The following is an 11692-nucleotide window of genomic DNA, read 5'->3' on the forward strand; positions in this document are numbered from 1 at the left end:
TCGTTCATGTCGGCGGCCAGTTCCCTCAGCGTGTCCGGCGAGGCGGACGGGTTGGCGGCAACGAATTCGCGGCACCATCCGGCGGCGGAATCAATATCGCCACGGTCGCCGGGAAGGTGAATCAGCTCGTGCAGCCGTTCTGGTGACGTGTCGGGGTTCCGTGCCTCGTTTTTCAGTTGGATATTTTCCGGGCTGGGTACAAAGGATTCGTCGGATTCTGGGTCGTGGTTGCTCATGGAAGTCATGTGTGCGGCCCGGCGAGCCAGTCTCTTCGGCCCCGGCTACCGGCCTGCTTTCAGCGGGTGCCAGTCCGCTGGCATGGTCTGACCGGCGATCCGGACTTCCGAAGCGTGGCGGTGCCAGGTGGTTCCGAAGTTGGGTTCTTTGACGACGTAGCACTGGTTGCGTGCGTAGCCGACGATCACCGCCTGGCCTTGCAGAACATGGGGACGTGAGTGTCCTTCGCTGGCGTAAACATCCACCGTGGTGCCGATGGTCAGCTGATTCACGGCGGATCCTTTCAGCCGAGTGGGTTTTCCGGGACGCTTTCCGCCACTGATACCGGGGTCTGGATCCAGTCGGCCTGCTCATCGGTCAGCGGGGTGTCTCCTCCGTCATCGTCGAACGGGCCAACGATGACGGCGGCACCGCAGATGGCGTCGAAGTAGCGGATTGATCCGGTCATGGCAGCGATACGGGTCGCCCGCTCGTTGATGGGAAGCCGTTGGATCTTCCCCTCTTCGTTCAGGTACATGTTCATGTCTTTGCCGCGGACTCCAATGCACTCGATGTACCCGCCGACGATGCCCTGAAGGAGCTCCAGCGTGGGTTCAATATCTTCGATTCGGATTGGCTCCGCGGTGTCGGCGGGGATAATGGCTGCCTTCATGGTGCTCTCCTTCAAGAATGCGAAACTGTTCTCAGCACCATGTGTGCGGACCCGGTCTCGGGCCTGCCCGACCCACCAAAAGCGTTCGAACCGGATGAGGAAACGGCAAAGGTGCCCGAATAGGCATATTTTTTGCGCTATATGCCATGTTGGGCATATACAGGCTAAGGGGTCATGCTCCGGTGGCGGTTCCCATCAGGGAAATGGCGACGTTTACGACGGTGTCCAGGGCTCCGAGCAGCAGCGGAATGAGCAGCGCCGGGGCCGCCAGGATGGAACCGATGATGAGGCCGCCCCAGACCGGTTTTGCTGCCTGCCGCTGGGCTCCCCCGGTGCGGGCCTTCCAGGCCCACTGGATCAGGGACAGCACTACGATGGCCACGCCGACGAGGGTGAGCGTCTCGTCGATGCCGGGATACCCGGCGGTGACGGAAGACCAGATGTCGCCCCAGCCGGACTGAAAATCGACCTCTGTGCCTTTAGGTGCCGCCGGGGCCTCGACGGGTTCCGGTACGGGTGTCTGCATGGGAGTGGAATCCTTTATCGGTCGATCAGTCGTCAATGGTTTGTGTGCGGCTGAAGGCGCTTTGACGCAACGCGTCCAGCGCGGCTTTCACACCGTCCTCAAAGGTGCCGGAGCGGTTTCCCCGCAACAGGGTCTGCACGGCGGTAACGTCGCTGCGGTGGACGGTGGTGTGGGCCTGTTCGAGCTTCTCCTCTGCCTGCATGCGCAGATTATGCGGCGTTTGCCCTTTTGAGCGGCAGAAAGTGAGCAGGTAGCGGTGCCCCGTATCCGGATTATGGACTGGGATTTCCAGATAGTTGGCTGCGCTGGAGTGCACTTCAAAGGACGATTCCAATACGGGCAGCAGTGCCGCGGCCACATCGGATGGGGTCCTTATCGACACGCCATCCGGTCCGAGATTGTGCAGTTCCAGGTCCCCATCCGGATCAGGGTCAGTGACCAGGGATTTTGCCCGCTCGTCGGTGACGTCGGTACGCGATGCGTGATCGACCCGAAAGACGATCTGGTTTACCGTCGGGTCCTCATTGGTAGCCATTTGCGCGCCCGGCCATGCCGCGTCAATCAGCTGCCCCAAGGTGAGCAGGACACTGGAGGTAATCGGTGTGGCGATGCGGATGTCGGTGGTCGTCACGATGCTCTCCTGACGTAGGGGCGGCTGTAGGTTTTCTGTGGCGGCCACAGCTCCCCCAGGGTGTGCAGTCCGGTAGACGCCGCGATGGCAATGACCAGGTTCGCGCTGGCAACGGCGTCTTCACCGGCGTCATGGTGGGCGAATCCTGGCAGGTCGAGGTGTTCGACCAGGTTGTTCAGCTTGTAAGAGGGAGCGTCGGGCAGGTGATGCTGGGCGAGCTTCTGGGAGCAGAGGTAGTCGAATTCCGGTGCCTCCACGTCGATCGCCGCGGATGCCTGGAGGATGACTGATTTTTCGACCGAGACATTGTGCCCAACGAGCGGAAGGTCTTTGACGTATTTGGTCAGCCGGGGCAGCAATTGCTCCCAGGTAGGTGCGCCGTCAACCATGCGGCGGGTAATTCCGTGGATCTTGATGTTCCAGTGCCCGAAGTTTTGGAAGCCCTCCGGTGGAAGTACGTATTCGGTGGCGGTGTTGGTGACGATGCCGTTGCGGATTTTGGCGATGCCGATCTGGCAGACGGAGGCACGCTTGGCGTTCGCGGTTTCAAAGTCGATGGCCACAAAGTCGAGTCCGGGGATGATCACGCCGGCCACCTCTTTGTCGTCGGCGGTGAGCGGCGCCGGAGATGGCGATAAAGGCATGGCGGGAAGGCTCCCCCGGTCGTGGTGGTTTGGACCCGGACGCCGGGGGGAAAGTCGTCACCCCCGGAGTCCGATGAAACCCATGTGTGCGGCCCCGACGCGAAGCCTCCCCGGATGCGGCCCTTCTGCCGTGTTGGCTTCAGAGTGCGAGGGTCGCCTCCCTACGCTTATGCTGCCCGGGAGGTGCGCTTTGCGCGGCGTCGGGCCGCTTCGGTTTCGCGGAACTGGCGGCATCGGTCGTCTTCAACCTGGACGTGGGAGTAATACATGACGTTGAAATAGTCCGACTGCGAGTCCACGTCCTGGCGGTTGAACATATTGGCGATGGCCTCGACCCGGCGGCGCAGGTCCTTGGCTTCGGCACGCTCGGCCAGGTTGCCCCGATGGTCCAGTTCGGTCGGGTCCAGCCGGTCCTCGTCGCTGACACCCTGAATGTCGACGTTGATTGATTGGCCGCCCGTGTATTTGTCGTTCCGGACGGAGTATTTGAGCCCCGCCGGCAGGTAATTCGACGCGGTGGCGGCTTTGATCTCGGTGCGGACGTCCTTGGCGATCTCGGTCGCGTCCCGGTAGCCGGTGTACTTTGAGCCGGTGGAGAGCGTGCCCTGGCCGTAGCCCTGCCCGTGGGCGCTCAACGGTGGGCGGTACGTTCCGGTCAGTGCTCCTCCCGGGTGCGCGGCGGTGTCGGCTGCGGCTGCCTCTTCCAGTACGGCCTGGTATCCGGGGGTTCCTTCGGCTCCGACGGCGCGGTTGAAGAAATCGTCGGCGGTCTCGTAGTCGAGGTTGTTCAGTGCATCCCCGAAGGCCTCGCGCGGATACCCGTAGTTGGGGGTTTGTCCTGCCAGGCGGACCGCCCGGTCCAGGTTGTGCACCAGATTCGGGTCTTGGAAGTGCGCCATCCGCAGTGACGCGGGGACGTGCCGTACCGGTTCCGCGGCGGCGGCATGCCGGCCAAGACGGACATCTGACTCGTGGTGGGCGGTCGCAGCGAACTGACCGCCGGTCTGTACGCCACGGGGGACGCGGCTGATTTGTGTGCTCATGACTGTCTGTGTGCGGCTGGAGGGTTCGATGAGGAAACGGGACGGAGCCGCACACATGGCCGATACCAACGATCTTCTTTGAAGGAGAACACCATGGCTGACAGCCAGTCCTACACCGTCCGCGAAGCCGACTACCTCGATCAGGAGGACGGGCTGCTCATCGGCGTCGGCGTTGTTGCCGAGCCCGGAGAAATCACCGGGCAGCTGCGCGTCACCCAAATTGGCGATGAGATCCTCAAGTCACCGATCGCAGTGTACGAGCACCAGCTCCAGCTTGCGGCCGTATGAGTGGCAGTGCCGCCGGAGACCTGATCCGGCAGCTGCTGACGGCAAAGGTACAGTCGGCCGCTGCCCCGGTCCTCTCTGAAATGCAGCTCGGATTCCGACCGGAGGAGTTCTCTTCACTCCAATCCTGGCCGGAACTGTGCGCCACATCGGCCGGCCCTTTTGAAGGGATCGGCACTGCCGTGCCCACCTGGGTGCAGTGGACGGTCATCTATTCCCTGGACGCGATGATTGTTTTCGCAGACGACCGGCTCTACGGCATTGGTCTCTACAGCCCCGGTGCATGTTCACCGGACGGGTTCCTCACCGACGACCTGGTCCGCGTCGCAGTGCGGTAATTTTAGGGCAGCAAAAAGCCGGACATGATCAGAGGCCAATCCGCATCATGTCCGGCTTTTTGCATGCCTGGGTGTTGCACCCTGGATCATGCGTAGCTGTTCAGGACCCGCTCACCACAGCAGCGGCTCATCTTCTGACGCCTGCAGCCGCATCGCCCAGTGGGTTGCACCCATGTAGACAGCGAAGAAGAACAGGGCCGCGTACGCGAACATGTCCTTGTCGTAGACAGCGAAGCACAGCACCTCGGCCAGCCCCGAGCACAAGGCCCAGAAGCGCAACAGCCTGGCCAGCGTCGCCTTGCCGGTCTCGCCCGGGTGCCACCGCATCGGCAACAGGTTATCCATTGATTTTCTCCATCTGTCCGGTCATGAGACTCTTCTGCTCTTCGGTCATGGTGTCGCCGAATTCACGCAGGTAACGCTCGACGGTGTCGGCATGGCTTTCGACCCGGACCGCCGAAGCGACGATGGTAGGCACAAGGGCCGCAATTTCGTCGCGGCTGAAGTCCAGGCTGACCCGGCCACCGGACTTGAGCTGTACGTTCAGGTGAAGCATTCCACCGTTGGACAGCGACGGTTCGCCCTGGGCCTCGTCTTCTCCATAAGGCTTTAGCCGTAACTTGTCCTGTGCTAACGAATGGTCCTGGACGATCCTAGCCCGCAGAACAAAGCGACTAAGTGTCTGTGTCTGTGTCTGTGTCTGTGTCTGAGGGGAATTCACTAGCTCCCACTTTCCACTGGAGTTGGACCAAAATTCACCGTGACAGCTCAGTAGTTAGCTGCAATGTACTCGTGGGCACGTTCAAATAGTCCTTTGACGTCGCGAAGTCCGTAGCGGTTGAGGACCTTCCTGATTTCGACCCGTACAGCCTTGTCGCCGGCCTGGGTGTCATTCCATCCGGAGTAGCTGACGTCTTTGACGATGGTGTCGATGTCCTTCACGACTGATTCGATAATCACCGGCGTACCCTCGGGCTTGAACTCCTCGAAGATCTGAGTCAGGGCACCAATGTGCGGATCAGGCAATAGATCCAGGCCGCGCTCACCCTCCTCATCCTCGGCACGCTCTGCCACCTTCAGGTCTTTGGCCAGCACGAAGATGCTGCGCAGGTATTCGACAGAGTCTTCGGCCCGCTGGATGGTCGTTTCCCGGATCCGTTCCAGCCGCTCAGCCAAGGACTTGAACGCAGGGTGATCCCCGTTGGGTCCGGCCACCCGCTTCTTGATCCGCTCGGCGATGGAGTCGACCACCTCTTCGACCGTGACCGGCGCATCCCGCTTGCCTGGCTTAGCGGGTTCCAGCAGCCCCTGCTCGCGCATCCGGGCAATGGTGTCCTCGTCGGCGACGACCGCGTTCAGGTCCGCATCCGACACGCTGACCGGGCTTATATGCGAGTGGACCAGCTGCAATGTCTTTGCCCCGAGCCGGTGCCACAGCAATTCGTTGGCGCTATTACGTGGCCGGACGGATTCGTAGACTTTTGAGAGCCATTTGAAGTCATCCTTGTACCCGTCCAGCCCACTGTTGGGCCACAGGTGCTCCCAGATGCCTTCCAGCACCCCGAACTGGGCAGCGAATCTGTCCCGGTATTTGCCGGGAGGGATCCGCTCCTGTGCCTGCTCCAGCGCTGCGAAACCGGACTGGGACCGGTCGATGCCGACAAAGATGCTCAATGTCTCATCGAGTTCCGCGGCGAACTGCTCCACCAGGCCGTCGATGTCGATCTCACGCTTCTTCTTCGACGGGTCGGCTGGCGAGATAGCTTTGGCGAACTCGTCCCCGAGGCCGAAGTAATCGACGATCAGCCCATACTTCTTCTCCTGGCCTGTGGCGGGGTTCTTCCATGTGCGGTTGGTGCGGGTGATCGTCTGGTAGAGCGTGTGCAGCCGCAACGGTTTGTCCAGGTAGAGGACGCCCTCGTTATCGGCATTGAATCCGGTGCCCAGCTTCGAGGTGACGATGAGGAATTTGAGCGGATCGTTGAAATTGCGGAACCGGTTCAGCAGTTCATCTTCCTGGGCCTCGGAGAGGTCATATCTGTCCCAGTCTGCCGGATCGGATTTCTTCCCGGCAGTCATGACCACCGCAGCCTCATCCGGTTCCTGGTCCGGCTGGGCGCGCTCGGCGAGTTGCCGGCTCAGTTCATCCCCGTACGCCACGCACATTGACCGGTCGTAGACGACGATCTGAGCTTTCATCCCCAGGGGGTCGACCGTCGTATAGAAGTGCTCGAGGATGTCTTCGCTGACCCGTTGGACGCGCTCCGGGTTAGAGACGATCGTCTTCAGGCTGCCGATCCTGCCGGCGATGTAGTCTTTCTGCTCTTCGTCCAAGTTCTCGATGTCGGCCAGCTCCTCGAACGCGGCGTCGAGCTCCTCCCGGTCAATATGGAAGTCGACCAGCCGGGCGGCCACATGCATCGGCACCGTCGTACCGTCCGCGATGGAGCGGTCCGAGTCATAAGTGCTCAGAGCATGGTTCGGGTCCCGTGGGTCGCCGTAGAGCGCGAACGTGTTCTTATCGCGGTTGGCAATCGGGGTGCCGGTGAAGCCGAAGAACTTCGCATTCGGCAGGGCTTCGCGCATCTGCAGCCCCAGAGAGCCTTCCTGGGCCCGGTGCGCCTCATCGATCAGGACCACAATGTTGGACCGGTCGTTCAGGCGACCGGCCTTCTCAAACTTGTGGACAGTGGTGAAGATGATGCCGCGCTGGTCCCGGTCCAGCAGCTGTCGCAGGTCGCCTGAGGTCTCCGGTTCCTTCATCCGTGGAAGGCCCGTCGTCTGGAACTGATCGGACGTCTGACTGACCAGCTGTGTTCGGTCGGCCACGATGATGATGGTGGGATTCTTCATGGCCGGGTTTTTCAACAGTTTCGCGGCACAGAACGCCATCGCCAGCGTCTTGCCCGAGCCCTGGGTGTGGTAGATCAGCCCGCGCCCGTTGCCGGCCTCCAAGACCCGCCGGTAGATGGCTTCCGACGCTTCCACCTGCGGGTAGCGCGGCAGGATCTTTCTCAGCACCGGGGCGCCATCGCGAACGGCCTGCTCGTAGAGCGTGTAGTCGGCCAAGACTTTCAGCAGCATGCGTGGGTTCAGCAACAGTTCTACACTCCGCTTGACCCGCGGCCACCCGTCCAGCGTGGGGGCATCCTCGGTCGAGCCCCACATACTCCACTTGTCGACCGGCTGCCGTGGCGCCCCGTAGCGGAACTCCTTGCCCTCGGTGCCAAAGGAAAGGACGTTGGTGACGAAAAACTGGGGCCACTTCCGCTCGTAGACGTCGTGGATGTCCTTGGCGGCCTTCAGCCATGAGACCTGGGCGCTGACGTTGGTCTTCGTCTCCCCCACCGCCAACGGGATGCCGTTGACCCATAGGACGATGTCGAACCGGGCCGAGTTTCCCGGGACGCCAAGTGTAACTTCGTCGGAAACTGTGTAGGTGTTGTTGGCCGGATTACGGAAGTCGATCAGCTTCACAGGCTCATGGGAAGGCATGCCGACGAATTCGACTGTCTGCTCGCCGCGCAGCCACCGGTGCATGGCCTTGTTCGCCTGTACCAGCCCGTCCTCATGGGCGGAGATAGTCAGCGCACGGAGGGAGCTGATGACCTGCTCGGCACGCTCCGGATCCTCGGCAATGACCGGGTTCAACCGAATCAGAGCTTCAGCCAGTTCGCTCTCAACCAGCACAGCCTCATGAGGCCGGTCCAGCGTGTTGGAAGGCTTATACGTCCACCCAGCGCTCTTCAGCAGCTCCACAATGGGTTGCTGTACCGAATTAGCCTCATTGAATGTTGCTGTTTTGCCCGCCAAAAAATTGCCCCCAGTTATCTGCTCCAGCTCTACACAGCCGCTGTCATCACTTCATCATATGTGTCAGGAATCTCATGCGCACCGGAAAGCAGCGCGGTCAGGAGTTCGGAGCGGAGAGTGTGAAGGGCGATCGCGAACTGTTGCGCCTCTCCGGCCGCGGCTTGAACCGAATCTAATGTCGAACAAATTGCAGCTTGTTCATCCAGCGGCGGCAAAGGTATGTCAATCTTCGCAAGAATTCCAAGATTGATGTGAGGGTTGGCAGTTGCTGTATTCAGAGCCTTGATTCGCCCAACCATGCGGGTCGATCGGAAGATATGGTAGATATAACCTGCCGTAACGAGTTCGTCATTTACCCGCAACCTCATCTGAGATTGAGAGATCACGTACTGGGGTGGGCCTTCAGCGGGTACCAACCCAACTTGGCCAAGCGTCCCCCGCTGAGTAAAGATCACGTCTCCAGGAATAGCGTGATTGCGTCGAAGCGACTCAGCCTTTGCCTCGGATACGTATGCGAAGTCGCCCCAAACATATCTGCCTGATTTAGGCATGTTGGTCCCACGGATTATTGGAACACCTGATTCAACATAGTCATGTGACACGAGTGACGAGCCGAACGGGCCACCGATCAGCCCTCGCTTCTCGGCTAAATCGGAGACTGGAACTTGACACCTCTCGGATCCGCTGAATAGCAACTGCTCAGCTAGACCGTCCAACACAGCGTCAACCGTCGCGCGCTGGTTCTCTGCCGCTTCGATAGCGTCGTCCAGGGCCCCGATCAGGTCAACGATGCGCCGCTGCTCGTCAAGCGGGGGGAGATAGATGACGCGTTTGGCAAACAATTCTTCCTTCCACCGAAGCCTGCTCTTGGTCGTGCCCGTGCATTCCCGCTCCACCTCGCGCCATACGCTCGGTTGCTGAAAGTAGAGGTGCAGGAATTCGGGAAGGAGTGAAGATTCATCAACGTCATAGACCGGGAACTCGTTGGACACAACGCCCCCCGCCAGTTCCGGAGGAACACGCCCGAAAGAACCACCTGCAGCGAACATTCGATTGTAGATGAATTGGCCGGGACGTACACGGAACAGGCGGATAGCTTTCATCTCGCTGCCCAGTTTGGGCTCGCGCGAAAATACGCCCTTTGCATACATGCGGAGACCAAGATTGACATACGTTTGATCGGGTTCGATCGTGCAGGGATCGACAAACTGATGCGTCAGTTCCCCCAGTGGTTTGAGACTCCATCCCTCACGCATCGAAACCGGCCGCCTTCAGTTTCTCGTCCAGTGCCAGCTGAGCGTTGGCCAGCCGGTCCTGGGCTTCACGCATTGAGATGAGCGCTTCTTCGACGTTCGCTTCTTCGGCGGTTTCACCTTTGAGGTAGCGGCCGATATTCAGGTCGAAGTTGTTTTCGGCGATCTCATCGGCATGGACGAGCCGGAGATTCAGTCCGCCTTCGCCATCCTTGTCGATACCCAGCTTGTAGGCGGCGTCGATGACGTCGATGTCTTCATCCGACATGGTGTTCTGGTTCTTGCCGGCACTGAACCGTTTCGTCGCGTCGATGAACAGGACGTGGTCTTTGCGCTCGGCTGGCTTGTCGGCACGGAAGATGAGCAGGCACACCGGAATGGAGGTCGAGTAGAAGAGGTTGTTGGGCAGGCCAATGACGGCTTCGAGTTTGTCCTGGTTGATGATGCATTCGCGGACGGCGCCTTCTTTACCGCCGCGGAAAAGCACTCCGTGCGGCATGACGATACCGACCCGGCCGGTGTTCTCTTTCATGGTGGAGACCATGTGCTGGATCCAGGCGAAGTCGCCGTTCTTGGCCGGCGGGACACCGCAGAAGGCACGCCCGTATGGGTCTTTGGCCCAGGTTTCGGCGCCCCAGTTCTGCAGTGAGAAGGGTGGATTGGCGATCACCACATCGAATTTCTGCAGCCGGTCACCGTCGAGTAGCTTCGGTTCCCGGAACGTGTCGCCGCGGACGATCTTGAAGTCTTTGAGCCCGTGCAGGAAGAGGTTCATCTTCGCAATGGCGCTGGTCGTGAGGTTTATCTCCTGCCCGTGCAGGCGGAGTGTGCGGGTATCTCCGCCAGCGTCCTTGACCGCGTTGACGGTCTCGATGAGCATGCCGCCTGAACCGCAGGCCGGGTCCACTATGGTTTCCTCGGACTGCGGATCCAGAATCTTCACCAGGAGGTGCACGACATGCCTCGGGGTAAAGAACTCCCCCGCCTTCTTGCCGGAAGCTTCAGCGAACTCCCGCAGCAGGTATTCGTAGGCCGAGCCGAGCATGTCACCAGTCACCCGCTCCGGATTCAGGGTGACACCGTGGAACGTATCCAGGAGGCTCACCAGAGACGTTTCCGGCAGCCGTTCGGTGTTGGCCCAATTCACGTCGCCAAAGACGCCCGTCAAATTCTCAGGGTTGGCCTGTTGGATCAGTTGCAGCGACTTGTAGAGTTTCGCGCCGACGTTGACGACTGTCGTGTGGACGTCCTTCCAGTGGCAACCAGAGGGGATCGCGAACGTGTGGTAATCGGCTTCCTCTTCAGCGGTGACATCGTCACCCAGATCCACGACAGCCTGCCGGCGTTCGTAATCCCAGTTATCGCTGATCCACTTGAAGAACATGACCGGGAAGACGTACGCCTTGAAATCCCCCGGATCTACCGGCCCGCGCAGGCTGTTCGCCGCCGCCCACAGGGTCGACTCAAGCTTGGCCTGAGTCATCTGGCCGCTTCTCGTATCAGTCTGCAACGTCATCGTTTCTGCTCCATACCTGAAACCATTGCGTAGGTATTCGCAGGCTCCCCAATTAGCCCGGATTTTTCATCGGATCTCTGATCGGCTGGTCTGGTCGTAATCGGTATTGCTGGAGGCAGGTCGTCTGTTTTGGGCGTGTTTGTGTGGTCCCTTGGTTCGCTGGGATTGGTGCGCCGGTTCCACGTCCCGGTAGGTCTGCAGTTTCTTCTCGAAGGTGATCAGAGACGCTGTCAGCTGTCTCAGATGGGGATTGCAACTGGCGGTTTGAATGTGGCACGAAGGTCTTTGATGGCGGCCAGTATGGCGGCGATGAGGTCTTTCTCCGGTGCCGTCTCGGGCAGCAGGATCCTGGTTTGCCTTCCGTGCCGGGTGATTTTGCCGGCGGTGGAGAAGAGTCGATAGCGGAAGCGTTTGACGTCCCAGAAGCGGGCGCGGTGGCTGGTGGGGATGGCGCTGATCTGCAGCCAGGCGATCAGGTTCGAGGCCAGCGCTGCGATGTCCGCCCATGCCTGGTTCGCCGCAAAATCGAAGAACGGCAGTTTCCGCATTCCGCTGTTTTTCAGTGTCTTGATCCGGTTCTCGCACCGGCCCCGTGCCCGGTGGCGGGCATCAAGGGTGGGTCCGTGCCAGCGTGGCGAGTTCGTCAGAAATGCGGTGATCCGGTGACCATCCACGTCCAGCAGGGTGGGCTGGGCGCCGGGGTGCAGGGGTTCGGCGCGCAGGAACAGTTTCGTCCCGGGCGGATAATCGGCCA

At 60.5% G+C, this 11692-nt stretch carries 14 protein-coding genes and 1 pseudogene; 2 read left to right on the plus strand and 13 right to left on the minus strand.

Annotated elements, in window-relative coordinates; genetic code table 11:
* From Y707_RS31585 to Y707_RS0115515, 7 genes and pseudogenes are all read right to left on the minus strand, one after another.
* Positions 1-236 (minus strand): annotated as a pseudogene (locus Y707_RS31585) (TIGR02269 family lipoprotein); the annotation flags it as partial.
* A gap of 45 nt (positions 237-281) precedes the next feature.
* Entirely contained in the window at positions 282-509 is a 228-nt protein-coding gene (locus tag Y707_RS0115490) for a hypothetical protein (RefSeq protein WP_026535763.1), read from the minus strand.
* Between the two features lie 11 nt (positions 510-520).
* Positions 521-889: a DUF3846 domain-containing protein gene (locus Y707_RS26545; protein ID WP_051442084.1), complete on the minus strand. Its 369-nt coding sequence runs from the start codon at positions 887-889 to the stop codon at positions 521-523.
* A 172-nt stretch (positions 890-1061) separates the two neighbouring features.
* Positions 1062-1415: a hypothetical protein gene (locus Y707_RS0115500; RefSeq protein WP_026535764.1), complete on the minus strand. Its 354-nt coding sequence runs from the start codon at positions 1413-1415 to the stop codon at positions 1062-1064.
* Between the two features lie 25 nt (positions 1416-1440).
* Positions 1441-2046 (minus strand): hypothetical protein, encoded by a 606-nt coding sequence (locus Y707_RS0115505; RefSeq protein WP_026535765.1) that lies wholly within the window; start codon positions 2044-2046, stop codon positions 1441-1443.
* Positions 2043-2690 carry a 3'-5' exonuclease gene (locus Y707_RS26550; RefSeq protein ID WP_051442085.1) on the minus strand — a complete coding sequence of 216 codons (648 nt, stop codon included), beginning with the start codon at positions 2688-2690 and terminating at the stop codon, positions 2043-2045. The genes Y707_RS0115505 and Y707_RS26550 overlap by 4 nt, the downstream gene beginning before the upstream one ends.
* A 167-nt stretch (positions 2691-2857) precedes the next feature.
* Entirely contained in the window at positions 2858-3733 is an 876-nt protein-coding gene (locus tag Y707_RS0115515) for a hypothetical protein (protein ID WP_253905202.1), read from the minus strand.
* Positions 3734-3826: 93 nt separating this feature from the next.
* Between Y707_RS0115515 and Y707_RS0115520 the strand changes: the two genes are divergently transcribed.
* Positions 3827-4021: a hypothetical protein gene (locus Y707_RS0115520; protein WP_026535767.1), complete on the plus strand. Its 195-nt coding sequence runs from the start codon at positions 3827-3829 to the stop codon at positions 4019-4021.
* A complete protein-coding gene (locus Y707_RS0115525; RefSeq protein ID WP_026535768.1) occupies positions 4018-4356 on the plus strand; it encodes a hypothetical protein in 339 nt (112 codons plus the stop codon). Before Y707_RS0115520 ends, Y707_RS0115525 begins: the two co-directional genes overlap by 4 nt.
* A gap of 111 nt (positions 4357-4467) precedes the next feature.
* Here Y707_RS0115525 and Y707_RS0115530 read toward each other — a convergent pair whose 3' ends face one another.
* The 6 genes from Y707_RS0115530 to Y707_RS0115555 form a co-directional block, all read right to left on the minus strand.
* Positions 4468-4701 carry a hypothetical protein gene (locus Y707_RS0115530; protein ID WP_026535769.1) on the minus strand — a complete coding sequence of 78 codons (234 nt, stop codon included), beginning with the start codon at positions 4699-4701 and terminating at the stop codon, positions 4468-4470.
* Positions 4694-4912, minus strand: coding sequence for a hypothetical protein (locus Y707_RS0115535; protein ID WP_026535770.1), 219 nt, complete (start codon positions 4910-4912; stop codon positions 4694-4696). Before Y707_RS0115535 ends, Y707_RS0115530 begins: the two co-directional genes overlap by 8 nt.
* A 212-nt stretch (positions 4913-5124) precedes the next feature.
* Positions 5125-8169, minus strand: coding sequence for a type I restriction endonuclease subunit R (locus tag Y707_RS0115540; protein WP_026535771.1), 3045 nt, complete (start codon positions 8167-8169; stop codon positions 5125-5127).
* Between the two features lie 29 nt (positions 8170-8198).
* A complete protein-coding gene (locus Y707_RS29115) occupies positions 8199-9425 on the minus strand; it encodes a restriction endonuclease subunit S (RefSeq protein WP_051442086.1) in 1227 nt (408 codons plus the stop codon).
* A complete protein-coding gene (locus tag Y707_RS0115550; RefSeq protein WP_026535772.1) occupies positions 9418-10905 on the minus strand; it encodes a type I restriction-modification system subunit M in 1488 nt (495 codons plus the stop codon). Before Y707_RS0115550 ends, Y707_RS29115 begins: the two co-directional genes overlap by 8 nt.
* A gap of 272 nt (positions 10906-11177) precedes the next feature.
* The coding region (locus tag Y707_RS0115555; protein ID WP_026535773.1) for an IS1380 family transposase at positions 11178-11692 on the minus strand (515 nt) is incomplete at its 5' end.

It is taken from the genome of Arthrobacter sp. H14, from assembly GCF_000520495.1.
GTDB lineage: Bacteria > Actinomycetota > Actinomycetes > Actinomycetales > Micrococcaceae > Arthrobacter_C.

Excerpts from the sequence above, each read along its gene's own strand:
- Y707_RS0115550 (WP_026535772.1), bottom strand. The coding sequence starts at position 10,905 with ATGACTCAGGCCAAGCTTGAGTCGACCCTGTGGGCGGCGGCGAACAGC.
- Y707_RS0115525 (WP_026535768.1), top strand. The coding sequence starts at position 4,018 with ATGAGTGGCAGTGCCGCCGGAGACCTGATCCGGCAGCTGCTGACGGCA.
- Y707_RS26545 (WP_051442084.1), bottom strand. The coding sequence starts at position 889 with ATGAAGGCAGCCATTATCCCCGCCGACACCGCGGAGCCAATCCGAATC.
- Y707_RS0115500 (WP_026535764.1), bottom strand. The coding sequence starts at position 1,415 with ATGCAGACACCCGTACCGGAACCCGTCGAGGCCCCGGCGGCACCTAAA.
- Y707_RS0115530 (WP_026535769.1), bottom strand. The coding sequence starts at position 4,701 with ATGGATAACCTGTTGCCGATGCGGTGGCACCCGGGCGAGACCGGCAAG.
- Y707_RS0115520 (WP_026535767.1), top strand. The coding sequence starts at position 3,827 with ATGGCTGACAGCCAGTCCTACACCGTCCGCGAAGCCGACTACCTCGAT.
- Y707_RS0115535 (WP_026535770.1), bottom strand. The coding sequence starts at position 4,912 with ATGCTTCACCTGAACGTACAGCTCAAGTCCGGTGGCCGGGTCAGCCTG.
- Y707_RS0115515 (WP_253905202.1), bottom strand. The coding sequence starts at position 3,733 with ATGAGCACACAAATCAGCCGCGTCCCCCGTGGCGTACAGACCGGCGGT.
- Y707_RS26550 (WP_051442085.1), bottom strand. The coding sequence starts at position 2,690 with ATGCCTTTATCGCCATCTCCGGCGCCGCTCACCGCCGACGACAAAGAG.
- Y707_RS29115 (WP_051442086.1), bottom strand. The coding sequence starts at position 9,425 with ATGCGTGAGGGATGGAGTCTCAAACCACTGGGGGAACTGACGCATCAG.